At 55.6% G+C, this 23,775-nt stretch carries 23 protein-coding genes; 12 read left to right on the forward strand and 11 right to left on the reverse strand.

The genetic code is table 11. The annotated features are described in order from the left end of the window. Window positions 1-48: 48 nt before the first annotated feature. From EDB95_RS23935 to pfkA, 3 genes are read right to left on the reverse strand one after another with little or no spacing between them, the layout of a single operon-like run. Complete coding sequence (locus tag EDB95_RS23935; protein WP_133998454.1) at window positions 49-588, reverse strand: 2'-5' RNA ligase family protein; 540 nt, start codon at window positions 586-588, stop codon at window positions 49-51. Continuing rightward, window positions 588-2,081 (reverse strand): pyruvate kinase, encoded by a 1,494-nt coding sequence (gene pyk, locus EDB95_RS23940; protein ID WP_133998457.1) that lies wholly within the window; start codon window positions 2,079-2,081, stop codon window positions 588-590. The genes EDB95_RS23935 and pyk overlap by 1 nt, the downstream gene beginning before the upstream one ends. 16 nt (window positions 2,082-2,097) lie before the next feature. Continuing rightward, the gene (pfkA, locus tag EDB95_RS23945; protein ID WP_133998460.1) at window positions 2,098-3,081 is read right to left on the reverse strand and encodes a 6-phosphofructokinase; all 984 of its coding nucleotides are present in this window, start codon (window positions 3,079-3,081) and stop codon (window positions 2,098-2,100) included. Between the two features lie 142 nt (window positions 3,082-3,223). On the opposite strand from pfkA, the gene EDB95_RS23950 reads away from it, so the two are divergent. Next, a complete protein-coding gene (locus EDB95_RS23950) occupies window positions 3,224-5,296 on the forward strand; it encodes a prolyl oligopeptidase family serine peptidase (protein WP_246073776.1) in 2,073 nt (690 codons plus the stop codon). Then, window positions 5,293-6,234: an SDR family oxidoreductase gene (locus EDB95_RS23955; protein ID WP_133998465.1), complete on the forward strand. Its 942-nt coding sequence runs from the start codon at window positions 5,293-5,295 to the stop codon at window positions 6,232-6,234. The genes EDB95_RS23950 and EDB95_RS23955 overlap by 4 nt, the downstream gene beginning before the upstream one ends. On the opposite strand, the gene ctlX is transcribed toward EDB95_RS23955, so the two are convergent. Together ctlX and EDB95_RS23965 are read right to left on the reverse strand one after the other, a co-directional pair. After that, the gene (ctlX, locus tag EDB95_RS23960) at window positions 6,214-7,125 is read right to left on the reverse strand and encodes a citrulline utilization hydrolase CtlX (protein WP_133998468.1); all 912 of its coding nucleotides are present in this window, start codon (window positions 7,123-7,125) and stop codon (window positions 6,214-6,216) included. The genes EDB95_RS23955 and ctlX overlap by 21 nt on opposite strands. A gap of 5 nt (window positions 7,126-7,130) precedes the next feature. Beyond that, window positions 7,131-8,579: an arginine deiminase family protein gene (locus tag EDB95_RS23965; RefSeq protein ID WP_133998471.1), complete on the reverse strand. Its 1,449-nt coding sequence runs from the start codon at window positions 8,577-8,579 to the stop codon at window positions 7,131-7,133. A 123-nt stretch (window positions 8,580-8,702) separates the two neighbouring features. Here EDB95_RS23965 and EDB95_RS23970 point away from each other — a divergent pair, with 123 nt between their 5' ends. Beyond that, window positions 8,703-9,350 carry an NUDIX hydrolase gene (locus tag EDB95_RS23970; protein WP_246073777.1) on the forward strand — a complete coding sequence of 216 codons (648 nt, stop codon included), beginning with the start codon at window positions 8,703-8,705 and terminating at the stop codon, window positions 9,348-9,350. A gap of 18 nt (window positions 9,351-9,368) precedes the next feature. Here the strand turns inward: EDB95_RS23970 and EDB95_RS23975 are convergent, their stop codons facing one another. Further along, a complete protein-coding gene (locus tag EDB95_RS23975) occupies window positions 9,369-10,523 on the reverse strand; it encodes a hypothetical protein (RefSeq protein ID WP_162852765.1) in 1,155 nt (384 codons plus the stop codon). Window positions 10,524-10,591: 68 nt separating this feature from the next. On the opposite strand from EDB95_RS23975, the gene EDB95_RS23980 reads away from it, so the two are divergent. From EDB95_RS23980 to smc, 3 genes are all read left to right on the forward strand, one after another. After that, window positions 10,592-11,296, forward strand: coding sequence for a hypothetical protein (locus EDB95_RS23980; protein ID WP_133998480.1), 705 nt, complete (start codon window positions 10,592-10,594; stop codon window positions 11,294-11,296). A gap of 1 nt (window position 11,297) precedes the next feature. Beyond that, window positions 11,298-11,984 (forward strand): DUF2306 domain-containing protein, encoded by a 687-nt coding sequence (locus EDB95_RS23985; RefSeq protein WP_133998483.1) that lies wholly within the window; start codon window positions 11,298-11,300, stop codon window positions 11,982-11,984. 1,195 nt (window positions 11,985-13,179) lie between these two features. Next, on the forward strand, window positions 13,180-16,704 hold the full coding sequence (gene smc, locus EDB95_RS23990; RefSeq protein ID WP_133998485.1) for a chromosome segregation protein SMC: 3,525 nt from the start codon (window positions 13,180-13,182) through the stop codon (window positions 16,702-16,704). A 12-nt stretch (window positions 16,705-16,716) separates the two neighbouring features. Here the strand turns inward: smc and EDB95_RS23995 are convergent, their stop codons facing one another. Next, window positions 16,717-17,241, reverse strand: coding sequence for an ORF6N domain-containing protein (locus EDB95_RS23995; RefSeq protein WP_211352201.1), 525 nt, complete (start codon window positions 17,239-17,241; stop codon window positions 16,717-16,719). A gap of 334 nt (window positions 17,242-17,575) precedes the next feature. Between EDB95_RS23995 and EDB95_RS24000 the strand changes: the two genes are divergently transcribed. Continuing rightward, window positions 17,576-18,505 carry a glycoside hydrolase family protein gene (locus tag EDB95_RS24000; RefSeq protein ID WP_133998488.1) on the forward strand — a complete coding sequence of 310 codons (930 nt, stop codon included), beginning with the start codon at window positions 17,576-17,578 and terminating at the stop codon, window positions 18,503-18,505. Between the two features lie 44 nt (window positions 18,506-18,549). On the opposite strand, the gene EDB95_RS24005 is transcribed toward EDB95_RS24000, so the two are convergent. Next, window positions 18,550-18,945 carry a DUF302 domain-containing protein gene (locus EDB95_RS24005; protein WP_133998490.1) on the reverse strand — a complete coding sequence of 132 codons (396 nt, stop codon included), beginning with the start codon at window positions 18,943-18,945 and terminating at the stop codon, window positions 18,550-18,552. Between the two features lie 51 nt (window positions 18,946-18,996). Here EDB95_RS24005 and coaD point away from each other — a divergent pair, with 51 nt between their 5' ends. Next, window positions 18,997-19,509 (forward strand): pantetheine-phosphate adenylyltransferase, encoded by a 513-nt coding sequence (gene coaD / locus EDB95_RS24010; RefSeq protein ID WP_133998494.1) that lies wholly within the window; start codon window positions 18,997-18,999, stop codon window positions 19,507-19,509. A gap of 5 nt (window positions 19,510-19,514) precedes the next feature. Then, window positions 19,515-19,952, forward strand: a complete 438-nt coding sequence (locus tag EDB95_RS24015; RefSeq protein ID WP_133998497.1) for a hotdog fold thioesterase — start codon at window positions 19,515-19,517, stop codon at window positions 19,950-19,952. Here EDB95_RS24015 and EDB95_RS27920 read toward each other — a convergent pair. After that, complete coding sequence (locus EDB95_RS27920; RefSeq protein ID WP_133998500.1) at window positions 19,930-20,568, reverse strand: NUDIX hydrolase; 639 nt, start codon at window positions 20,566-20,568, stop codon at window positions 19,930-19,932. The two genes, EDB95_RS24015 and EDB95_RS27920, sit on opposite strands and share 23 nt — an antisense overlap. A gap of 13 nt (window positions 20,569-20,581) precedes the next feature. Here EDB95_RS27920 and pyrE point away from each other — a divergent pair, with 13 nt between their 5' ends. Both pyrE and EDB95_RS24030 read left to right on the forward strand, forming a co-directional pair. Beyond that, window positions 20,582-21,211: an orotate phosphoribosyltransferase gene (gene pyrE, locus EDB95_RS24025; RefSeq protein WP_133998503.1), complete on the forward strand. Its 630-nt coding sequence runs from the start codon at window positions 20,582-20,584 to the stop codon at window positions 21,209-21,211. 44 nt (window positions 21,212-21,255) lie between these two features. Then, window positions 21,256-21,627, forward strand: coding sequence for a heavy-metal-associated domain-containing protein (locus EDB95_RS24030; RefSeq protein WP_133998506.1), 372 nt, complete (start codon window positions 21,256-21,258; stop codon window positions 21,625-21,627). Window positions 21,628-21,681: 54 nt separating this feature from the next. Here EDB95_RS24030 and EDB95_RS24035 read toward each other — a convergent pair whose 3' ends face one another. Beyond that, window positions 21,682-22,140, reverse strand: coding sequence for an LEA type 2 family protein (locus EDB95_RS24035; protein WP_133998509.1), 459 nt, complete (start codon window positions 22,138-22,140; stop codon window positions 21,682-21,684). 16 nt (window positions 22,141-22,156) lie between these two features. Then, a complete protein-coding gene (locus tag EDB95_RS24040; protein ID WP_133998513.1) occupies window positions 22,157-23,023 on the reverse strand; it encodes a glycosyltransferase family 10 domain-containing protein in 867 nt (288 codons plus the stop codon). A gap of 72 nt (window positions 23,024-23,095) precedes the next feature. On the opposite strand from EDB95_RS24040, the gene EDB95_RS24045 reads away from it, so the two are divergent. After that, window positions 23,096-23,686, forward strand: a complete 591-nt coding sequence (locus EDB95_RS24045; RefSeq protein WP_133998516.1) for an RNA polymerase sigma factor — start codon at window positions 23,096-23,098, stop codon at window positions 23,684-23,686. Window positions 23,687-23,775: the final 89 nt, after the last annotated feature.

Consider the following 23,775-nt stretch of genomic DNA (forward strand, 5'->3'; position numbering starts at 1 on the left):
GGCGGCTTAAAAGTAAGGCAAACCACCCAAACCGCCCCGCCGCTCGTCCTACCATTCAAACGTATGCACTACCTCCCAGTGCGCTCCTTCGAGCTGCAGCAGGGCAAATTGCCCCGTTTGGAAAGAGGCTTCGTAGTGTAGCGGACCAAAGTGCGCCCAGGCGGAAGGAAAGTCCGTTTCCTGGAGGTCCCGGTTGGCGATGGTGACGTGCGCGTGAAAGGCCTTTGAATCGTGGCGGATCCCGAGGTCCGGGTCTTGGTCCAGGTGTTCCTCCAGGGCTGTTTTGAGCGCAGCGAGTCCCTCGTTGGCCGAGACCTGAGCAAAGATGACAGCGGACCCGAAATGATCGAAGTCGCGTAGCTGAATGTCCAAAGGGGAGATCAAAGGGTGAAACGTCGACAGCGTCTCCACCAGGTCATCCTCCCACCGCTTTTCCATCAGGAAGGAAGGGATGAGGGTGATGTGCGCAGGGGATTTTAACGCGGCCTTGCAACCGAAGTGTTCCCGCATCCAGTGCTTATGGGCGAGGATATCCTCGTTCACGGATGCGGGACACACGATCGCTATGTAATAGAGTTGTTTCGACATTAGCTCACCTTGGTGATCTTCATGACGTTGGTCGGCAGGTGTTGATTGACCGGGGTGCTGCCGGTGTTCACCACCACGTCCCCGGTATTCAGGAACCCGCGCCCCTTGAGGATGTCGATCTGGTCGAAGATGATGTCGTCCAGGCTTTGTTCCTCGTCGTAGAAAAAGGCCCGTACGCCCCAACTCAGGCTGAGCTGGTTGACGAGGTGCTCCCTCTTTGTGAAAATATACAGGGGCGATTTGGGGCGGTAGCTCGACAGCACCCAGCCCGTATACCCGCTTTGGGTCATCCCGATGATGGCATCGGCGTGCACGTCATGGGCGCTTTTACAGGCATTGTAGCAAATCGCGTCGCTCAGGAACGAAGGCGAGTGGGGTTGGGGTTTGAGGTCCTCTTCCCTGTTATAACGGTACTCCGTCCTTTCCACCTCGATGATGATCTTTTTCATGGTCTCCACCACCAGCGCAGGATGCTGGCCCATGGCCGTTTCCCCGCTGAGCATGACGGCATCGGTGCCTTCCAGCACGGCGTTGGCCACGTCGGTGATCTCGCTCCGGTTGGGCTTGACGCGGTCCATCATGGACTCCATCATCTGGGTGGCCACGATCACCGGTTTGGCGCGGTGGATGCACTTGCGGATGATGTCCCGCTGGGCCATCGGCACTTTTTCCACCGGCAGTTCAACCCCCAGGTCACCCCGGGCGACCATGATGCCGTCGGACTCGATGATGATATTGCGTAGGTCTTCCATGGCCGAGGGCATTTCGATCTTGGCCATGATCTTGATGGTGCTTTGCTTTTCGTTGACGCGGCGGCGCAGGTCCACCATGTCGTCTGCCTTACGGACAAAGGAGAGGGCAACCCAGTCCAGCTTTTGCTCGATGATGAACTCCAGGTCGGCAATGTCCTTTTCGGTCATCGCCGGCAGGGAAATCGCGGTATCCGGGAGGTTGACGCCCTTTTTCGGCAGAAGGGTCCCTCCATAGTTCACCCGCACCTTTACATCCCCGGCGGGTGTAACCTCTGTTACCTGTACCTCCAGCTTGCCGTCGTCGATGAGGATCTTCTCGCCGACTTTGACGTCGTTGTGCAGGTTCGGATAAGACACGTAGATCTTTTCCATCGTGCCCATTACCTTTTCTTTGGAGGTGAACGTCAGGATGTCCCCCGTTTTGATGGCCAGCGAACCTCCCGCTATGTCGCCCACCCGCAATTTGGGCCCCTGAAGGTCCCCTAAGATGGCGATGTTGTACGGCTCGGTCTTATTGATGGTGCGGATGTACTCGATGATCCGGGCTTTGTCCTCCTGGCTCCCATGGGAAAAATTCAGGCGGAAGACGTTGACACCGGCCTTGACGAGCTCCAGGAGTTTGTCATACGTATCACAGGCCGGGCCCACGGTGGCGACGATCTTCGTTTTGTGGAAAGTGTGCTCTATGCCTGCTTTTTGATCCATGTCAGTATGCAGGTACTTCGAGACGGCTTTTGACATATTATGGGTCGATGATTTAACTGGCGAGAATTTTCACGATCTTCAGCCACTCTTTGTCAATCTTCTGTTTGGCTTTAACAGCCAGATCCAGCGGCGTGTAGTGCAGTTTGTTGTTGATGATCCCGATCATAACGTTGTGACGTCCTTCCATCAGGGCTTCCACGGCGGCATAGCCCAGCCGGCTGGCCACCAGGCGGTCGATACAGGAGGGGGAGCCTCCGCGCTGGATGTGCCCGAGGATACAAACACGGGTGTCCATATCCGGAAGCCGCTGGCGGACGACCTTGGCCACTTCTTCCGCTCCGCCGAATTCGTCGCCTTCGGCCACGACGATGAGGTTCACCAGCTTTTTGCGGCGTTGTTTGTCTTCCAGGGAAGCAATCAGGTCTTCGATATTGGTTTTGGCTTCGGGGATCAGGATGTTTTCTGCCCCGGTGGCGATCCCGCTGTGCAGGGCGATATAGCCCGAATCCCGGCCCATCACCTCGATGATGAACAAACGGTCGTGTGCATCCGCGGTATCCCGGATCTTGTCGATCGCTTCTACCGCCGTATTGACTGCGGTGTCAAAACCGATGGTAAAGTCGGTCCCGGCCATGTCTTTATCGATGGTGCCCGGGAGACCGATACAAGGGATATCGAATTCGGTGGCGAACTTCTGGGCACCCCGGAAGGAACCGTCTCCGCCGATCACGACCAGGCCTTCGATCCCGTGCTTGCGCAGGTTTTCGTATGCCTTTTTCCGGCCTTCGAATTCATAAAATTCCTTGCAGCGGGCGGATTTCAAGATCGTACCGCCCCTTTGAATGATGTTGGCAACGCTTCGGGAGTGCATGGGTACGATGTCGTCGTCGATCATCCCCATATAACCACGTGTGATCCCAAAAACTTCCAGGTTATTATACAATCCTGTACGTACAACCGCCCGGATAGCGGCGTTCATCCCAGGGGAGTCTCCTCCCGATGTCAAAACGCCGATCTTTGTTACTTTTTTATCCATTTTTTACTAAAGCACTCCTTTATTTATCAATAATTTTGCCGTTCGGGCGCCCAAAAATAAGGATTTGCCGGATATGATTTTATACTTTGTAGGGTCAAATCCTGGGTGTATGTTGCTTAAAATTAATGTAATCATCATTTGCATGACCGTTTCCACCCCGCTCCCGGCGCAACAATATCCTGTTACCGCACAACATCCCGTCACCGACGACTATTTCGGAACAAAAGTCACAGACCCCTATCGCTGGCTGGAGGATGACAACAGTGAGGCCACCAAGGCCTGGGTAGAGGAACAGAACAAGGTGACGCAGGAATACCTGTCGGCCATTCCCTTCAGGGATAAGGTACGCGCCCGTCTGGAAACGCTTTGGAACTATCCCAAATACAGTTCCCCTTTCAAAAAAAACGAATGGTATTACTTCAATAAGAATGACGGTCTTCAAAACCAGGCAGTACTCTACCGGCAAAAAGGACTAGACGCCACCCCGGAAATATTTTTCGATCCCAACAAGCTGTCCGCGGATGGCACCGCGGCTTTGAACAATATGAGCTTCTCCAGGAACGGCAAGTATGCGGCCTATACGATCGCCCGTTCGGGCAGCGACTGGGAAGAGGCGTATATCAAGGACGTCGCGACCGGCCAGGACCTGGGGGATACCCTTCGCTGGCTCAAATTCACCGGTCTTTCCTGGCTGGGGGACGACGGTTTTTACTATAGCCGTTATCCCACACCCGACGAACAAACGAAATTGAGTCACCAGAACCAATACCATACCGTGTATTTTCACAAGGTGGGCACACCCCAGTCGGAAGACGTCCTTGTGTACGAGGACCGGGAACACCCGTTGCGCACCGTCGGCGCCTTTACGACCGAAGACAACCGGTTCCTCCTGCTGACGGTTTCCGAGGGCACCAGCGGAACGGAACTGCTGGCCAAAGATCTCAGCGCGAAAGACACCGGTTTTACACTCATCGTCCCCGGTTTTGACACGCAAGCCGGCTTTGTCGACAACGACGGAGAAAGGCTGCTGGTCCAGACCAACGCGGACGCGCCCAACTACAAGGTCGTCTCCATCGATCCCCACCAGCCCGGCAAGGATCACTGGATCACCGTCATCCCCGAACGCACCGAAGCCTTGCAGTCGGTGAGCACCGGTGGGGGATACCTTTACGCCAACTATCTCAAGGACGCCTCCACAAAAGTGTACCAACACACCTACAAGGGAGCGCTCGTCCGCGAGATCGCCCTGCCCGGAATAGGCACCGCCAGTGGCTTTGGAGGTGAACACCAGGACAAGGAATTCTTTTATACCTATTTCTCTTTTAGCTATCCACCCGCGATTTTCCACTATGACGTGACCACCGGGAAATCCACCCTTTTCCGGAAAGCGGAGGTCCAGTTCAACCCGGATGACTTCGAGACAGACCAGGTTTTTTTCCCATCGAAGGACGGCACCAAAGTGCCTATGTTCCTGACCTACCGGAAAGGCATGAAGCGGGACGGCAACAACCCCGTGCTGTTATACGGGTATGGCGGTTTCCAGATTCCCATGACCCCCACCTTTAGCATTTCCACCCTTTTCTTTGTGGAAGAAGGAGGGATCTATGCCCAGGTGGCCCTGCGGGGCGGCAGCGAGTATGGGGAGGCCTGGCACGAAGCGGGTATGCTCCACCGTAAGCAAAACGTATTCGACGATATGATCGCCGCCGCCGAATACCTCATCAAGGGCAAATACACCAACAAAGACAGGCTCGCCCTCCGGGGCGGCTCCAACGGCGGTCTGCTGGTCGGTGCATGTATGACCCAACGCCCCGATTTGTTCAAGGTCGCCATCCCGCAGGTCGGTGTCATGGACATGCTCCGGTTCCAGAAATTCACCATCGGCTGGGCCTGGGTCACCGAATACGGGAGCAGCGACAAACCCGAAGACTTCGCTTATCTCTACGGCTATTCGCCCTACCACAACCTGAAACCGGGTGTTTCTTATCCTGCCACGTTGGTCACGACCGCGGATCATGACGACCGGGTTGTCCCCGCGCATTCCTTTAAGTTTGCAGCAAGGCTGCAGGCCGACAATGCGGGACCAAACCCCACGCTGATCCGGATCGACAGCAAGGCCGGTCACGGGGGTGGTAAACCGACCGCCAAGGTGATCGACGAAGCCGCCGACATCTATAGTTTTATCATGTATAACCTGGGAATGCAGTATCGATGACGGAAAGAGGAAGACCCATTCTGATCACCGGCGCCAACGGTTTGTTGGGCCAATACCTGGTGAAGGTTCTGATAGAGGAAGGCCAATTCCTCGTGGCGACGGGCCGCGGTGTCTGCCGGTTCCTGCACGCGGAGGTGTTTAAAGGCACCCCTCAACAGGCGCCCTCCTATATCTATGCGGATATGGACTTTACCGACCCGGCGTCTATCCGTCATGTCATGGACTACTGGAAGCCTTCGGTCGTCATCCACGCCGGTGCCATGACACAGGTCGATCCCTGCGAGGAAGACCCGCTGAAGTGTTACCAGGTCAATGTAGAAGGGACCGATCTTTTACTGGACGCGGCAAAGGCGGTGGGTGCCCGGTTTGTCTTTGTATCCACCGACTTCGTCTTCGACGGGGCCGCGGGTCCTTATAAAGAAGACGATACCCCCGCACCCATCAGCGTCTATGGCCAAAGCAAGTGGGAAGCCGAAAAACTCGTGATGCGTTCCGGTCTTGACTGGGCCATCGTCCGCACGATACTGGTCTACGGCACTCCCTTCAGCGGCACCCGTGCCAACATCATTAGCTGGGCACGGGACAGCCTCCAGGCCGGCCGCACCATCAAGGTTGTCTCCGATCAATGGAGAACCCCCACATACGTCGGAGACCTGGCCGAAGGCATTTCGGCGCTGTTGCGGTTGCAAAAGCAAGGCGTCTATCATATCTCGGGGCGGGACTTTCTGACGCCTTACGACATGACCCTGCGCACCGCGCGTTTGTTGGGTTTGGATGAAGCCCTCCTGGTCAAGGTGGACGCGTCGACTTTTTTCCAGCCGGGCCGACGGCCTCCCCGGACGGGGTTTATCATTGACAAAGCCAGGAGGGAACTGGGTTTCGAGCCGGTGTCCTTCGACGAAGGAATCCTGTTGACACTAGGCCTTACGGAGCGGTAGGCGAACTTCCGCCATCATACAACGCGCGCTGCCGCCCCCGTTTGTTTCGATGGTCGTCAGGTCCGCATAAAGAATCCGGTTGTGCGCGCCCAGTACGGCCAATTGTTCGCCCGAAAGCGACCCGAATGCCTGGGAAGACATGACCAGGAGCTTTTCGGCCCCCTCCACCTGTAACATATTCCCGGCGAAGCGCGCCATCTGGTCCAGGGTGATGCGTACGATTTCCTTCCCCGTCCCCCGGATCGTTTCCAGGACCGTCTCCCGCTCGTGTGCGTGCGGGATGGCGTCCGCACAGATCACCACGTAGGTATCCGCCACACACATCATGACGTTGGTATGGTAGATGGGAAGCCCTCCCGCGTCGAGCGCGGTAAAGGTAACAGGTTGGTATTCCAGCCTCCGGCAGAATTCATCCAGTACCTGCGGGTCCGTCCGGGGGGAAAGACAAGCATAAGCGATACGCTGGTCCCTATCCAGGACCATGCTGCCCGTGCCTTCCAGGTATTTCGATTTCGCCTCCCAACCGCTCAGGTCAAAGCGTCTCCGAATCACAAAATGCTCTTTTAGCGCGTCCAGCACCCCCTCCTTCCGCTCCAGCCGCCGGTTCGGGGCGAACATGGGGTAAAGGACCAGCGTCCCGTCCGTATGGAAGGATACCCAGTTGTTGGGAAAAATAGAATCCGGCGTATAAGGCTCAGGCGTATCACCTACCACCGTCACGTCCACACCGCTTTCCCGGAGCAGCGCCACGAAGGCGTCAAACTCCCGGGCGGCCTTCGCCTGGGCATCGTCGCCCGCACCCTCCACCTGGAAGGCATTGTTCACCGCGGTCTCTTCGTTAAACGCGAAGTTGACCGGGCGGATCATCAGAATATGTGAAGTCGTTTGCATATTCGTTAGCGAATGTCTTCCCTTACCAGCGGCATGCTCATGCAATGGAATCCCCCCCTTGCCCTCGACAATTCCGCCGACGGCATCAATATCAGGGTATCGTGTATCTCCGCCGTCGTCAATCGCCCGCTGTCCAGCTGTTCGATCAGCTCTTCCGCATGGATGGTGTGAAACCCGTTTTTGCGGAAAGCCTCCACCGTCTTGTCGTTCCGGTCATACCCCAGGACCACGCCTTCTTTTAGCGCCAGGAGGTTACAGGAATCCGTCCACTGCTCCCGGACGTCAAAGGGGAATTCGTTGTTGCCCGAATACAGGAAGACCGTTTCTTCGGTGCTGTGAAGGTCGCTGCGGCTGATGTCCACCAAAAGGTCTTCCAGGTTGTTGAAGTACGTGGGATTTTCCACGTTATCCTTCCTGAATTGGATAATGCGGAGCTGGTCGTCTTTTTTCTGTCCTTCCAGGATGCGCTGAACGGGGTCGGAGTCCTCGTTGGTGATGGCCTTTTTCGAAAAGTTACCCAGCATCACCCAGACGTTCCGTTTGACCTGGGTGAACACCGTGTCGATGTGCATATAGTCCCTTTTCTTAGGAATCCTTATGATGGAAACTTTGGAGACGACATTCCGGGAAAAAAGCAGGTTGGTGACCTGGTAGGCCGCCTCCATCGACGTCCGCTCACTGACCCCCACGAGTACGTGGTCAGGGGTAACCACCATGATGTCTCCCCCTTCCAGGGTCACCTTCCGCTCTTCCCCGTCCTTTGGCAAAAGGAAGTGTTGAAACGTTTCGGACAGCTCCAGCACGTTGGGGCGAAGCCGTTCGAAAAACGGGTGATGGAAAAATATATATTTGGAAAGCAACGCTTCCCTCGTCCTTGCCTTTTTGGCCGGTTTGTTGAGCAACAGGTATTCCCCGATGACGATCCCGATGTCCCGGGTGAAAATAAAGTTCGGGATGGGTGGGAACAGCATTTCTTTCTCATCGACGCTGCCCGTGATAAAGACCTTGGCCAGTTGTTCCGGTTTCAAATCCTGGAGACGGGTCTGTATCTGGAAGGAACAGCTTTCGATGGCGCAAACCGATGCGATGAGCTGCATCCGGATCTCCCGGTTTTCCAGGATTTCCGCCAGCAGCCACTGAAGCTCCACCACCTTGTCCGACTTGAAAAAGGTCGGGCGCCCCGGTTTGTAAAAACCCCGGCCCGGGTCGTCCGCTTCCGCGAGTTTCCCCTTGATCCGGTCAGGGTCCAGGAAGTACAGGAGGATCTTTGTATAATAATCGTATTCCTTACGGCGGATGGTGTCCAGGTGGACGATGTCCTCGAAAAGCCAGTCCTGTGCCTTGGAGGGCACCACCTTCCCAAGCCCGCTGTCAGGGCTGTGTACCAATAGTTTCCGCAGTGTGCCGATTTCGGATGTAACGCGTACCGGCGCTTCCGATTGTTTGTTCGCCATGGCGGGCAAGCTAGTCATTTTCCCCTACTTACGGAAATTAGTTACCTTTAGCTACCTAAACCTGCCATGAAAATCAGCGATATACAAAAGCTAGTTGCGTCATACCCCCGAGTACCTTTAACCGTGGACTGTGTCGTTTTTGGATTTGACGAGAATGCCCTGAAGGTGCTCCTGATCGAAAGTGATATTTCAGTTTTTGAAGGTAAATGGACCTTGCTCGGAGACTTTGTACAAGACAACGAAACGCTGGACGCCGCCGCCCACCGCATATTCCGGGAACGCACGGGGATGTCCGACATCTACCTGGAACAGGTAAGGGCCTTTAGCGACCCCGTCCGGCACCCCGGTGGCCGTGTCATCACCATGGCCTATTGTTCCCTGGTGAACATTCGCCACCACACGCTCCGGAAGCTCGACAACAGCCTCCACTGGCACACGGTACACGAGGTCACCGACATGGCCTTCGACCACCAGGAAATCGTCCAGGTCTGTTATACGTGGCTCCAGCGCCGCATCCAGGAACACCCCCTCGGCATCAACCTGCTGCCTGATAAGTTCAGCCTGCGTGAACTCCAGAACCTCTACGAGGCCATCCTCGATGTCCGCCTCGACCGCCGAAACTTCCGGAAAAAGTTTTTCTCCATGGACTTCCTCATCGACACCGGGGAATACGAGGACGACGTCCCCCATCGCCCGGGCCGGTTGTACAAGTTTGATTTCGACAAGTTTGAAAAGAAAAAAAGGAAGTGGATCGGGATTGACTTTGCGTAAGCCGCACCGCCCACGGCCTTACATGCCCCCTGTGGCGCCCGCCCCCAACGGAGCCTTGACGATGTGGCCGGCATCGTCGATCCTATAGTGCTGGACGTTTTCCACTGCAGACGACAGGGGAAGCTCACCCCCCGGCGGGAAACGGGACACCAGGTCCGACACGGTAAAATCCATGCTGGGTGTCATACGGAACATCTTCATGGGTTTGTACAACCCGAGATGACCGGCAACCACCATTTTATCGATAGGGATACCCGAGGGAGTGTATGTCACAAGGTAATAAGTGGCGCCGTCCCGGACAGCCTTTTGTGTTGCTGTCCGGGCGGTGTCCATTTCCAGGGGATCATCCTCCAGCAAAAAGAAGTCCCGGTATATGAAAGCCGTATAGGCCGGGTTCTCTGCAACCTTGCCCACGCTGAAAAAGACATCTGTTTTTACCCGGGAGAACAAGGGTTTTCCAATCGAAGGAATGAAGGGCTGGAAATAAAAAAATAAACCTACACCGTCCGAATCAATATGGTTCCCGATCCAGGAAGTATCTATGGAAAGCGGGAGGGGAAGATCAGTAAAACCGGCTTTAAACGCCCGCCAAAGGCCTTTACGTTTGTCTGTCGATAAGGCGGCAATGTAAGCGGGATAAAATCCGTCGGTATAAGCGACCTGCCGGTACTCTTTTTCCCGTACAAACCGCTCCGGCCGGACGCATCCAAGTTTTATCGCGTTCCGCACACAGTCGATGGCGCGGTCGGCATTGCTCTGGACATCGGTGCGAATGCTGTCATCCCGGACCTCGGCCTCGGCATAAGCCTCCGCCAGCCTGCACCAGACCTCCGCCTGGGGCGCGTATCCCAATTGCCTTGCGATGTCCAACGCCCGGGCCGCCTCGGCATACTGGCCCCCATTGAGCAGCACCAGGCCCAGATCGAAATACCCTTGGGAAGAGGGCGCCCGGCGCAGGATGTTTTTAAGCGTACCGGCACCTGCCGTCCAGGATGAAGCGGAATCCGCGGCGAGCCGATAGCTATCCCAATGGGTACTATCCCCCCGGGAGGCCGCAACGGCCACCCGCACCGAATCGATATTGTACAGGGCGGAGGTACTCAGGACAGGGTCTCGCCGCAATTGGCAGGCGAAAACGGCGGGCAGGAATAAAGGCAAGGCGGACAGGCGCATGCGGGTGAATTGTAACAACAAATTATAAAAAGGAACCCTATATTTGGCTACCATAAATGTTAAAATACATGCGTATCCGCCCCGTTTACCTCCTGCTGGCGCTCGGTCTTTCCGCCTGCCACCGCACCCCCTCCGCTTTCGACACCCAGAAACTCCTGGGCACCTATGGGGGAAACATGGGTAAAGGGGTATTATCCCTTACGCTGAACTATATCAACGGCGACATCGTCTCGGGTTTTGACATACACCAGGGCGCCCGCCGGAATGTCAACGGACATCTACAAGCGGAGGGAGACCATTTTGCCTTCACGTTGAACGAACCTGGTGATCATCCAAATGACGGCATCTTTTCGTTCACATTTGATACGGCGAAACTGCGTATTACCGGGGACTGGAAACCGCAACATCCGGAAAAGGCTTCGGAACAAAAGATCCGTTTGCACTTTGTCGTTGCGTTGGACTCACCGTATTCTTCCAACAGCATTAGCGGAACCTGGAACGTGGGTGCGGACTCCCTCCTGGTGTTTAACGATGACGGGTATTGCGAGTACAACTTCTACAAACACGCAGAAGATTCTACTTCCCAGGTGAACACGGTCCGGGGCAACTATGTAAAGACCGGCAATACCATCCGGATCGACTGGGAGAAAAATCCATTCACACCGGCGCGCCAGATGACCCTAAAGGTGGTGATGCAACCCATGGGCGATCCCGGGGACTCCGTGCGTCAGTTGAAAGGGAACGGATGGGTGTTGGAAGAGATGATGGATTGATATGAGCGCAAAGCTGCGATATATTTGGTGGACCATCCTGCTGGTCGCGCTGGCTTTTTTCAGTTTCCTGATGATCCGGCTGTCTTTACCTTATACCGCCCTCCGGAGCGACATAGACTTCCTGAAATCGAAGCAAGGGGTGTATTATATTCCCTACTGGCGGGTTAGCTTTTTCACGCACGTCTTTACCAGTTGTCTTGTGCTGTTGGCAGGATTTACGCAGTTCAACGGGTGGATCCTCAGACGTTATCCGCGAGTCCACCGTGTCATGGGTTACGTATACGTGTTGACGGTCGTGTTTGTCACCGGTCCCGCCGCCCTGGTGATGGGTTTTTATGCCAATGGCGGCCTTCCGGCCCGGACGAGTTTTGTATTGCTGGCGTCGCTTTGGATAACTTTTACCACCCTTGCCTGGTGGTTCGCCGTCCGGAAGCGGTTTCTGCTCCACGGCGCTTTTTTGTACCGGAGCTATGCCCTGACCCTATCAGCCTTGACCCTCCGTTCTTATACTTTTTTATTGCAATGGTTCCAGGCGCCCGTACATCCGCGCGACATCTACATTGTCACCGCGTGGCTGAGCTGGGTACCCAACCTGCTGGTAGCGGAATGGCTGATCCAGTACCGGGGCGTGGGTAAAATGCTGCGAGCGGGGCGGCGTCGACCTTCTCAAACTTCCCCAAAGCGTTGATCCGGTAGTGTACGACCGCCAATACCGAATCCCCAGGTTTCTGCAACTCCGTTACCGCAAATTCCAGTGAAGGAAGCATGCTAAAGGTTTTATAGGGCTGGGTGGCCACTTCCTGTCCCGCCACCATGAGCTTGTCGATGATCTTCCCCTGCGTAGAATAGGTCGTCAGGTAAAAAAACACGGGGCTACGGTATTGATCCTGGGTGCTATCCGTAGGGTCCGTGTCGTCTCCGTCCCCCCAGTTATCCGATCCACCATAGAGGAGTGCCACATAGTTGCTGTCCTGCCGCACACACCCTATCGAGAAATAACCCGGTTCATCGCCCCGCGCAAAACGGGCGCCGCGTATTTCCGTAATGAACTTCTCGTAGTTGAAGTCGATGTCGCCCGATTTTACGGCCTGGCCATTGCTGTGCAGCCAACCGGTGTCGATCGAGTAGGGGAGGGTAACCGGTTTGAAACCCTTCAGGAAGTCCGTCCAAAGCGAGGCAGACAGGTCTTGCCGGCCCGACAGCGCATTGCGGAAGCCTTCCTTGAATATATAATCGGCCCGGATCGACGCAAACGCCGGATCCTCGTTGAATTGCCCGGGATCGGGAAAGCCCATCTGGATCGCAACCTGCATATAACGGGCGGCCTTGACTCGATTGTCTATCTGGCTGGTAACGGACGTCCCGGTGTCGTTGGCATAAGCCGCCGATAATTCGTACAGGACTTTTGTCAGCGGTGCGTACTGCAATTGCTCGGCGATCCTAAGCGCCTGTACCGCCTCCGGATAGGATTTTCCCAACAACAGCGCGGTCCCCAGCTCAAAATAGCCCCGGGCGGTGGGGGCTCTATAAAGGACGCTTTTCAGCGAATCGGCGGCTGCCGCATAGCTTTTTTTTTCCTTATACAAAGCGACGGCGGCGGCCAGTCCCTTATCCTCGACGGGTGCCAGGACGCTCCGGACGGAATCGATATTATAAAGAGACGTCGGTGTCAGGGAAACAGCCCCGTTCTCCTTATGCCCGCAGGCAGCAAGGACAACGACGAGGCAAACGATGGTGGGAAAACGGGTCGGCATGCTGAAATATAGGTATTATTACTCAGCCCATTACATATATGGCTGATTTTTTGTTGAAAACTAGTGCATAACAACCCCGGGCACCCCTTTCGGAAAAATTATATTTGCTGTTCGCTAAATGGTCAGACTGTGCGTTTAAAGACCCTCGAAATAAAAGGATTTAAGAGCTTCGCCGATAAGACGGTGTTGCATTTTGACGAAGGCATTACCGGGGTCATCGGCCCGAACGGTTGTGGCAAAAGCAATATCGTCGACTCCATAAGATGGGTGATCGGGGAGCACAAAATGAGTTCCCTCCGTTCGGAGAACCTCGAAAGCCTTGTATTCAACGGCTCCCGGACCCGTTCGTCCAGCGGCCTGGCCGAGGTGTCCCTGACCTTCGAGAACACCAAGAACCTCCTCCCCACCGAATTCAACACGGTGACGGTCACCCGCAAGTTTTATAAAAGCGGGGAAAGCGAATACCGCCTCAACGACGTGTCCTGCCGTTTGAAGGACATCCACAACCTGTTTATGGACACGGGTGTGTCTACCGACTCCTACGCCATCATCGAGCTCGGGATGGTTGACGACATCATAAAGGACAAAGACAACAGCCGCCGGCGCATGCTCGAACAGGCCGCCGGTATTTCCATCTATAAAACGCGCAAAAAAGAGGCCCGTCAAAAGCTCGATGCCACCGAGCAAGACCTCGCGCGGATCGAAGACCTGCTCTTCGAAATCAACAATCAGCTCAAAACCCTGGAAAGCCAGGCCAAAAAAGCCGAAAAGTATTTCGAAGCCAAAAAGGAATACCGCACCCTCTCCATCGAGCTCGCCAAGGCCTCCCTGGAAGGGTTTAACCTCACCTATAAGGACCTCCACGACCAACAGGAAACGGAGACCGACCGCCGCATCCAACTGGAAGCCGCCATCGCCCTTGAAGAAGCCACGGTCGAACAGGAGAAGGTGGGTTTTGTGGAAAAGGAACGCGCCCTCCAGTCCCTGCAACACCAATACAACGATTTGGTCCAGGAGCTGCGCACCAAGGAGAACGAAAAGAACCTCGCCTCCCAGCGGCTCCACTACCTCAAGGAACGTGAACTCAATACCCGTGATTTCCTCGATAAATCATTAAGCCAGCTCAAGGGCCTCGAAGAAAGCATCGGCTTCTCCGGCCAGCAGGTCACCGAGGAACAGGAGCGCCTCGAAGAAAGCCGCGACCGTCTCGACGACCTCAAAGCAGGCGTGGAGGACAAGCGCTACATCTTTGACGACAAACGCACCGCCACCGACCTCCTTCGCAAGGAGAACCAGGCCCTCCAGCGCCAACAGTTCGACGCCGAGAAAAACGTCGCCGTCGCCGATACCTCCATCCTCAACCTGCAGCGCGGCGTCCACCAGCTTCGGGACGAACAGGCCCAGAGCCGCGACCAGATCACGCGCTTCGAACAGGAAAAGGTCGCCAAGGAAGCCGAACTCGCCGCCAAAAAGACCGAGCTCGAAAACCTCCAGGCCCAACACGAACACGCCAAGGCCCAGATCCTCCAAACCCAGGAACGCGTCGAACAACTGCGTCTCCAGCTCGCCGATGAAGGCCGCAAGCTCGACGCCCGCCGCAACGAACACGACCTCCTGAAAAGCCTCATCGACAACATGGAGGGCTACCCCGAAAGCGTCAAGTTCCTCCACAACAACAAGGGCTGGAACCACGAGGCGCCCATCCTTTCGGACATCATTTATGTGAAGGAAGAATACCGCGCCGCCGTCGAGAATGTGCTCGAACCTTACCTCAACTATTACGTGGTGAACAACCTCGCTGAAGGGCTGCAGGCCGTTCACCTCCTCGACGATAACAAGAAAGGCAAGGCTAACTTCTTCCTGCTCGACCAGTTCGGTGACGCCGCTTCCACCGCCCCGCACCAACCCTCCGGGACGCTGCCGTCTCTGGATGTCGTCGAAGTCGACCCCCGGTATAGCACGCTTGTGCACCACCTTTTGGGCAACGTCTTCATCGCCGAAACCGAAGACGCCCTCTACCACAGCAACGGCGCCGTCGTCCTCGAAAAGACCGGTAAATACGTCAAGGGCCACTACAGCCTCACCGGCGGCAGCGTAGGCCTTTTCGAAGGCAAAAAAATCGGTCGCGCCAAAAACCTCGAAAAACTCGCCGGGCAGATCGACGCCCAGGAACGCGTCGTGTCCGGCATCAAGGAACAGATACAGGCCCGTCACCAGGAAGTCGCCCACTACACCGGCCAGCTCAGGGAACAGGCCATCCGCCAGACCCAGCAGGAGATCAACCAGCTCACCAACCAGGCCTACGCCCTGCAAAACAAGCTCGAAAACCTCCACAGCCAGGAAGCCGCGGGCGCCCGCCGTCTCGAAGACCTGGAAGACAACCTCCAGCGCACCAACGACAACGTCAGCGACCAACGCGACCTCCTCGAACGCCTCAATGCCCAGCTCGAAGAACTCTCTTTACGCATGCAAGGCGCCGAGGAAGCTTATGCACGGGCCGAGCAGGAATATAATTTTTCCCAGGCCCAATACAACGAAGCCAACCTCCACCTCACCCGTCAGCAAAGCAAGGTCACTGCGCTAAAACAAGAGCTCGATTTCAAAAACAACCAGCTCCGCGACCTCCAGGGGCAGGTCGAGCAAAACAACGCCCACCTCGCCGACACCACCCGCCAGATCGAGGAATCCGGGGACGCCCTCCAGGACTCCCACGAAAGCCTCGTCGACCTCATGCGCCGGAAAGAAGAAGCCGAACACCAGGTTAACACCTCCGAGCAAGCCTACTACAACCTCCGCAACAGCCTCGCCGAAAAAGAAAGCGAGCTCCGCCATAAACAAAAGTCAAAGGAACAAGTCGACTTCCTCCTCGGCCAGCTAAAAGACAAGGTTTCCGAGCTCAAGCTCCAGCTCGCCGGCATCAAGGAACGCCTCAGCGTCGAATTCCGCGTCGACCTCGACGCCATCATCGACGAAGAGCGCGAAACCGACACCTCCGTCGAAGACCTCACCGCCGCCGCCGAACGCCTCAAAAAGCGTATGGAAAATATGGGCGAGGTCAACCCCACCGCCATCGAAGCCTTCCAGGAAATGAAAAAACGGTACGAGTTCATCCTGGAGCAAAAGAACGACCTCGTTACCGCCAAAGACTCCCTCCTCCAAACCATCCAGGAAGTCGAGTCCACCGCCAACCAGAAGTTCCTCGACACCTTCAACGCCGTCCGCGAGAACTTCCAGCGCGTCTTCAAAGCCCTCTTCACCGAAGAAGACACCGCCGACATCATCCTCGAAAACCCCGAGAACCTCGCCGAAACCACCATAGACATCATCGCCAAGCCCAAAGGCAAACGTCCGTCTTCCATCACCCAGCTCAGCGGCGGTGAAAAGACCCTGACCTCCACCGCCCTGCTCTTCGCGATCTACCTCATCAAGCCCGCGCCCTTCTGTATCCTCGACGAAGTCGACGCCCCTCTCGACGACGCCAACGTCGGCAAGTTCACCCAGATGATCCGCAAATTCAGCGAGAACTCCCAATTCATCATCATCACCCACAACAAAACCACCATGTCCACCGTCGACGTCATTTACGGGGTCACCATGCAGGAGCCGGGCGTGAGTAAGCTCGTGCCGGTGGATTTCAGGACGTTGAGTAACTAGCGCGCCCTCGCGCTACGCCTTAAACCCGATCATCTGCCGCGCCGGCCGCGCCGGGTTCAGCAATTCCTTCAGATACCTGAAGATCTCCTCAATCTCAGCATCGTGTCCCGTTACCCGGCGATCCAACTGCTCCAGCTTTAGCAGGATTTCTTGATTGCTGACCCACATTTCCCGCATACGGGTGAAGACACGGATGATCTGGATGTTCACTTTGATGGCTCGTTCGCTGTTTAGGATGCAGGACAACATGGTTACGCCCTGTTCTGTAAATGCCAGTGGCATATACCTCCTGCCACCCCAACTTGAGGTAACAATTTGTGACCTCAAGTTGGCGAACTCATCTTTTGTCAGCTCAAACATAAAATCGGTGGGGAAGCGTTTGAGGTTTCGCCGTACAGCTTGTTTGAGCGCTTTCGTCTCTACACCGTAAAGAATAGCCAGGTCGTAATCGATCATAACCTTCTGTCCTCTAATTACATAAATGCTGCTCATGACAGTTTCGTCCGTTACCGCGGCCGATTGTGTTTCCTTTTCCATACCTCAAAATTGGAAAAGTTGCCCCTACCAAACATCAAATGTGCACAAAATATTTTTATTATCACTATATGTTTCTATATGGAAACCAGTAGAAACTCCGGGTAACATGGGGTGCCAAATCCACACCTCAAGACGGCGCCGGAATTGGAGGTCACCATTTGTGACCTCCAGTTGGGAAGGCTGACTGTAGGAGCATTTTGACAAACTTCGTCACCACAAACAAATCCAAACATTAGCCAAAAAAGTATTACATCAGCGATCCTGATGTTATTATTTTTATCCCACATCCGAGGCCTCGACATAACCAACCTTTACAATTGCTTGCTGTATGATTATGAAATATACATGCTGTGCACTGATCGGCACAGCGTTGCTGGCATCGTGCGGAAAGCCCACACTGACGCAGGACACAGGCGTAACGGAACCGAGGGCGGTCACAGCCGGTCTCGGCGACGGCGTCAACCTGCAGCCGTCTTACTATAATAGTGGAAACGTCACTTTTGGATGGTCTCTGATGAAGGCGAACATGAAGATCAAAACCGTGCGCATCGAAATCGAGCCGGGCGTCAGCATCAGCACCGCGGCGAGCTGGATCAGCCAGGCAAAAAGCAACGGTTTTGCGATCATCGCCACCTACCACAAGGCCTCCGTCCTTGGTTCGGACAACGTTTCCGATCTGCTCGCGGCGGCCAACTGGTGGAAGGCCAATTACGCCACGCTGGCAAAATCGGGTTCGTTTACCGTCAACCTGATGAACGAATGGGGAGACCACAACCTTACGGCCAGTGCTTATGCCAGTGCGTACAACCAGGCCATCGCGATCGTACGCACCGTGTATAGCGGGACCATCATCATCGATTGCCCGGGCTGGGGACAGGAAACGCATATTGCAGCCGAGGCGATCTTGGGCACCGGCGGGATCACCAAAATCAGCGATACGAAGATCCTGCCCTCGGTCCACGTTTATCCGAACGGCTGGAACCAGGCGCTGAACCACTGGCTCCAGAACTCGGACCTGGACGACCTCGCCACGGCCGGCAGGGGCGGTATCATCGGGGAGTTTGGGAATTCGCCCTCGGGCAGCGCCAACTGGTCGGGGATCGTCACTTATGCCAAATCCACCAAGGGCTGGACCGTCATGGCCTGGGCCTGGAACGGCGACGGCGGGTCTATGAATATGGTGACGCCCGCCTGGGATGCAAACCCCACGGCGTCTTCTTATAGCGAAAGCAGCTACTTTACTACTGTATACAACCTTCTTTAGGGTATATGACTACGGGCACGATAGCCTCCTTCGGGAGGCTTTTTTTATGTCCCCGTCACGAGCTGCACCATACTCGAAAAATCGATCTTTCGCCCCATTTCTTCGGTCAGCCCATACCGTTCCTGCAGGTAAGAAGGCTCGTTATAGGCAAGCCACACCTCCCCCTCTTCCTCCCATGCGAGGAGCTTCAGCGGCAGGTCGAGTGCGGACAATGGAAATGCCTCCATCAGCGGCGTGCCCGCCTTGGGGTTGCCAAAAACAAGGAGCTCGGTCGGTCGCAGGTCGAGCCCCGCTTTCCGTGCTTCGGCCTGTTGGTCGATACGTGCAAAGACACCGATACCTTTGACGGCCAGCAATTCCTGGAACCGGTCCAGGGATTCTTTTACCGAGTGGGGGCTTTTCCGGCGGACGATCCCGCGCGCGCTGTATTCAGTACTCATATTGCGAGGATTGGTTGTAATTTACACTATATTCGCTGCGAATCACCATCCATGGAACGTATTGCGCTATTCCCCGGGACCTTCGATCCGGTAACCCTGGGCCATCTGGACATCATCCATCGGGCACTTCCCCTTTTCGACCGGCTTTTTATCGGGATTGGAACCAACATCAGCAAGGTGCCCATGTTCTCCAACGAACAGCGGCTGGAATGGTTTAACGAGATCTTCAGGGACGAGCCCCGGATCGAAACCGTGGTCTACGACGGGCTGACTGTCGAGTGCTGCCGAAGGGTGGGGGCCTCTTATATCGTGAGGGGCATCCGCTATGTCAACGATTTCGAATACGAAAAGGCCATTGCCGACATGAACCGCAGCCTGGAGGGACACATCGAAACGGTATTCCTGACCTGTCTGCCGGAGTTCACGTCTGTGGCCTCCACACTGGTCCGCGACGTCTTGCGCAATGGCGGAGATGTGGCCAAATTCCTGCCCCCGGCGGTAGTAAAGTCGCTGGCGGCGGCCAAGGCAGCCGAGCCCACCGAGGCGGCGGCGCCGAAAAAATAACGCCCATGCCTTCCATCTGGCTCAACCCCGGCGTCACCATCGCCGACATACAACCCCTGAGCGACCGCACCATGGCCGGTCACTTAGGCATTCTTTTCACCGAAATCGGAAACAACTTTCTGACGGGCACCATGCCGGTGGATCATCGCACCCATCAACCCGCAGGTCTTTTGCACGGCGGCGCCTCCTGCGTCCTCGCGGAAACTTTGGGGAGCGTGGCTTCCTACCTGGTGATCGACCCCACACAAGCTCAACCCGTCGGCCTGGAAATCAATGCCAACCACATCCGCGGCGTGCGGTCGGGGTTGGTGACGGGTACCGCCACGTCGATTCATCTGGGGAAAACAACCCACGTCTGGGATATTCGCATCAGGGATGAAGGGGGGCACCTCGTGTGTATCAGCCGGCTCACGGTGGCGATCATTCGCCCGCAGAAGCCATAGAACCCGCCCGCAGCACGTCTCTCACCGAAGGAAACGTCTCTACCATATACGGCGCCAGGTCCTTGCGCGCGACCCACTTGATCTCGTGAATGTCTTCGATCGTTTGCGGAACGAGGTGTTCTGACGAGGCGGCCTTCATCCGGTACCAATAGGATTCTTTCAGGACCTCGTGGCCGTAGTCGTTGTAGGTATGATACGTGGTCAACAAAAAGGCGCCCAAAGATGCGGCCTGTAACCCGGTCTCCTCATGGACCTCACGAAGCGCGCATTGTTCGATCGTTTCACCCGGGTCGAGTTTGCCCTTGGGCAGGTCCCATTTGCCCCGGCGATGGATAAGGAGCACTTCGTGTGCTTCATTTTCCACCAAACCACCGCCCGCTTTGACGATGGTGAAGTGTTTCCAGAATGCCTTCTTCAGCACGTCGAGTTTCGAGTGCCAGAGGATACCCGCCTGGTAGTCGGGTTTGACGATCTCGTGGAGCAACGACTTGATGGCCGGGCCGGAGACCTCGTCCAGGAAAATGGTGTCGGGATGGTGCAGGTATTCGTGCAGCGTATCGTCGATCTCGTCGCACAGAAAAACCGGTTTCTCCCCGAAGTAGATTTTAATATACATACCTTTGCGCTGTATGACCAATCAAAAGGCTGTAGCCGAAAGGCTTCTGCAAATTAACGCCATTCGGTTGAATCCCGAAAGTCCGTTTACCTGGACGAGCGGCTGGAAAAGCCCGATCTACTGTGACAACCGGAAAGCCCTTGGGTTTCCCCCGGTCCGGGAGTTCATCAAAAGCGAGTTTTGCAACCTCATCTTTACCGAGCTGGAAGACGCCGGGGTCCTGGCCGGGGTAGCCACCGCCGGGATCGCCTGGGGGGCCATGGCCGCCGACCAACTGAAACTGCCCTACGTCTATGTCCGCTCCAAACCCAAGGAACACGGGCTGGGCAACCAGATCGAGGGGCACTTCGAACCCGGCCAGAAGACGGTGGTCGTCGAGGATCTTTTTTCTACAGGGAAAAGTAGTTTGGAAGCCGTCGCCGTTCTTCGTCAGGCCGGCGCCGAGGTGATCGGTGCGGTAGGTATTTTCGACTATGGCTTCGACACGGCCAGGGACGCCTTTGCCGCGGCCGGGGTACCCTACTACGCCCTGAGCAACTACGCCACCCTGATCGAACTGGCTGTCGAACGCGGCCTCGTCAATCCCAGCCAGCAGGCGTTGCTGATGGAATGGAGGCAAAACCCGGCCTTATGGGGCAAATGAGCGGCACCCCAAAAAGTCGTAACTTAGGACAAAACGAACCCTATATGCGGCACATCAGAACAATCCTTCTTGGCCTCATCGGCCTGGCCTTTGCCACCGGCGCATCCGCCCAGATGAAGGACAAGGTAACGGATACCCTCAAGACCCCCACCGTCCAGTGCGAGATGTGCAAAAAGCGCATCGAAGACTATATGAGCCACGAGGACGGGATCACCAAGATCAACGTGGACTGGCGCAAGAAGATCACCATCGTGACCTACCAAACTTCCCGGACGAATATCGAGAACATCAAGACCGCAATCGCTAACGTCGGCTATGACGCGGGCGACGTAACCGCGAATCCGGATTCCTATAAGGCTTTACCGCTGTGCTGTAAGAAACCCGAAGACGGCGGCGGCATGCCGAAGAGGCAATAGCGCCCGCGCGAAGCGCGGAAAATGCGGCGGCGCGCGCCGCCCGCGAAGCGCCCCCTAAAATAACTTGAGGTCCAAACGCTGTTCCCCTTCAAAATGAATGGGGAACTTTTTTTGCACCAACCCCTTCGACGCCCGGACGAAACCATCGACACGGACATGTACCTGGCGGTTCAGATACGTTTGTACCCCGCTTTTGATCAACCGCTGGAGGTCGAGTTGCATGGGGAGCGTGATGGTAAATTCAGAACGCGGATGGATGTGGATGGTCGTGTCCAAAAGCGCATGTCCCAGCCAAAGCGAATCCAGGTAGACGTCCACTTCACCTCCTTTAAAATTAAACCCAACGTTGTTGGGATTGTAGTACACGACGTCCGCCATCACCAAGGGGTGTACGAAATCGAAGTGGGCCATGCGGCCGTTTTCGATCCGGCGGAATTCCAGGGATTGGTAGGAACGGCAGCTGGTCATCAGCGCCAGGCAGGTCACGGCTGCAAGCCATCGGAGTGTCGACATGGGCTAAAATTAGGAATTAAAGCGAACATTCCTTGATGACATCCTTGCCTTTTAGGGCAAGCCATACGATGTTAAGCGGATTTAAATCGGACAACAGCCTTTTTTTCTGTGCGGCGATGTAGGTGATTCGTTTGCTCCATTCGTCGTCCTCGATGGAACGAATGATGGTGTCTATGGCGTTGAACGGATCAAAGACGTCTATCTTGATAAAAGCCCTGTCATCGATGAATTGCGCAATGTTCAGACACCCATCGTAAAAACAAAGACATTCGGCGAGGATCGGGTCGGCGATTTTTTCCGTGAAATAATTGTCGACAAAAGAATTCTCGCACGCGAGGTGATACTGGTACGGCCAAAGGGCGTCGTATTTCTGGGTAATCTCCCCCTTGTAGGCGGTGATCTTGTCAAAGAATGTATCGGTATAGGCCTTGCCCCATAGGTCAAAGCCGTCTTCGATCCTCTGGTCCAACAGACGGATCAGTTGCAGCCTGGCAACATGCCCTTCCAGGAAGGTAAGGTCGCTGGTGACGGAGGACAGCAGCTCTGTTTTGGGGAGGTTGACCGTTTGTACATGTTGACGCTCGCCGGCGGAAAAATTTTGCCAGAAGGGGAGCGGGAGGTACATGGGAACGATCGATGAGGTTTCATGGGGGATCACATTCTTTGACTCCGGCGGTTCGGTGAGGAAGGTAACGGCTTTGCTGCGGTCGTATTGCCGCAGGGAATGGTGCGGGCGGGTCAAAATGGCAAGAACATCATACGATTCATCCGCTACCAGTTCCATGTCTTTCCAGACCGGGCTTCCGAACGCATATTGTTGCATGTGGTGGTACGCAGCCAAATGATCCTGCCAGAAACAACTAAACTTTACTTTTATGGACATGCACTAAAAATAAAAATTAGATAATACACTCCCTTACCCATTATTTCGATCTTTGGCCCCGAAAAATGGCGTATGTCCGACGAGTCCACCAAAGATCCATGGGTGAGACGGTTGCAAAGTGATGACAACGAGGCTTTTAAGGAAATATACCGGCAATACCATTCTGCTGTTTTTGCCAACATCCGCCGCCTGGTACATCCCGAAACCGTCGCCGAAGACCTGCTCCAGGAAGTTTTCCTGTTGTTGTGGGAGCAAAGGCATCAACTGAAGCCCGAACATACCGTGGCCGGCTGGTTGTTTACGACCAGCTTTTATAAGGCCTCTGCCCACTTGCGCAAAGCCGTAAAGGAAAACCTGCAACCCCTGCCCGACAGCATCCAGGACGTCCCGGACGAAGGCTGGGACGCCGGCCAGGAGGTTCGGCTTTCGGTCATGCATACCGCCATCGACCTGTTGCCCCCCCGCAAAAAAATGGCCTTCCGCCTCTGCCGCCTGGAAGGAAAAACTTACCAGGAAGCCGCCGACGAGCTGGGCCTGACCACGGCCTCCGTCAAGGATTACGTCAAGACCGCCTCCCAGTTTGTCAAACAATACGTCCTGGCCCAAAGCCCCGCCCTGATGGGGCTATGCGTGCTCGAAGCCGCCCTGTATTTCCAAGGGTAAGCGCGCGCAACCGCGCGGGCGGCGCGCACAGCATCGCGGGTGGCCCGCAGGCAGCGCGGGCGGCGCCCGCGAGTTTTGGTAACATTTTG

It is taken from the genome of Dinghuibacter silviterrae (assembly GCF_004366355.1).
GTDB classification, from domain to species: Bacteria; Bacteroidota; Bacteroidia; order Chitinophagales; family Chitinophagaceae; genus Dinghuibacter; species Dinghuibacter silviterrae.

Bases quoted from the DNA above. Each gene is read 5' to 3' on its own strand.
- EDB95_RS23935 (WP_133998454.1), bottom strand. From the start codon at position 588: ATGTCGAAACAACTCTATTACATAGCGATCGTGTGTCCCGCATCCGTG.
- pyk (WP_133998457.1), bottom strand. From the start codon at position 2,081: ATGTCAAAAGCCGTCTCGAAGTACCTGCATACTGACATGGATCAAAAA.
- pfkA (WP_133998460.1), bottom strand. From the start codon at position 3,081: ATGGATAAAAAAGTAACAAAGATCGGCGTTTTGACATCGGGAGGAGAC.
- EDB95_RS23950 (WP_246073776.1), top strand. From the start codon at position 3,224: ATGACCGTTTCCACCCCGCTCCCGGCGCAACAATATCCTGTTACCGCA.
- EDB95_RS23955 (WP_133998465.1), top strand. From the start codon at position 5,293: ATGACGGAAAGAGGAAGACCCATTCTGATCACCGGCGCCAACGGTTTG.
- ctlX (WP_133998468.1), bottom strand. From the start codon at position 7,125: ATGCAAACGACTTCACATATTCTGATGATCCGCCCGGTCAACTTCGCG.
- EDB95_RS23965 (WP_133998471.1), bottom strand. From the start codon at position 8,579: ATGGCGAACAAACAATCGGAAGCGCCGGTACGCGTTACATCCGAAATC.
- EDB95_RS23975 (WP_162852765.1), bottom strand. From the start codon at position 10,523: ATGCGCCTGTCCGCCTTGCCTTTATTCCTGCCCGCCGTTTTCGCCTGC.
- EDB95_RS23980 (WP_133998480.1), top strand. From the start codon at position 10,592: ATGCGTATCCGCCCCGTTTACCTCCTGCTGGCGCTCGGTCTTTCCGCC.
- EDB95_RS23985 (WP_133998483.1), top strand. From the start codon at position 11,298: ATGAGCGCAAAGCTGCGATATATTTGGTGGACCATCCTGCTGGTCGCG.
- EDB95_RS23995 (WP_211352201.1), bottom strand. From the start codon at position 17,241: ATGGAAAAGGAAACACAATCGGCCGCGGTAACGGACGAAACTGTCATG.
- EDB95_RS24000 (WP_133998488.1), top strand. From the start codon at position 17,576: ATGAAATATACATGCTGTGCACTGATCGGCACAGCGTTGCTGGCATCG.
- EDB95_RS24005 (WP_133998490.1), bottom strand. From the start codon at position 18,945: ATGAGTACTGAATACAGCGCGCGCGGGATCGTCCGCCGGAAAAGCCCC.
- coaD (WP_133998494.1), top strand. From the start codon at position 18,997: ATGGAACGTATTGCGCTATTCCCCGGGACCTTCGATCCGGTAACCCTG.
- EDB95_RS24015 (WP_133998497.1), top strand. From the start codon at position 19,515: ATGCCTTCCATCTGGCTCAACCCCGGCGTCACCATCGCCGACATACAA.
- EDB95_RS27920 (WP_133998500.1), bottom strand. From the start codon at position 20,568: ATGTATATTAAAATCTACTTCGGGGAGAAACCGGTTTTTCTGTGCGAC.
- pyrE (WP_133998503.1), top strand. From the start codon at position 20,582: ATGACCAATCAAAAGGCTGTAGCCGAAAGGCTTCTGCAAATTAACGCC.
- EDB95_RS24030 (WP_133998506.1), top strand. From the start codon at position 21,256: ATGCGGCACATCAGAACAATCCTTCTTGGCCTCATCGGCCTGGCCTTT.
- EDB95_RS24035 (WP_133998509.1), bottom strand. From the start codon at position 22,140: ATGTCGACACTCCGATGGCTTGCAGCCGTGACCTGCCTGGCGCTGATG.
- EDB95_RS24040 (WP_133998513.1), bottom strand. From the start codon at position 23,023: ATGTCCATAAAAGTAAAGTTTAGTTGTTTCTGGCAGGATCATTTGGCT.
- EDB95_RS24045 (WP_133998516.1), top strand. From the start codon at position 23,096: ATGTCCGACGAGTCCACCAAAGATCCATGGGTGAGACGGTTGCAAAGT.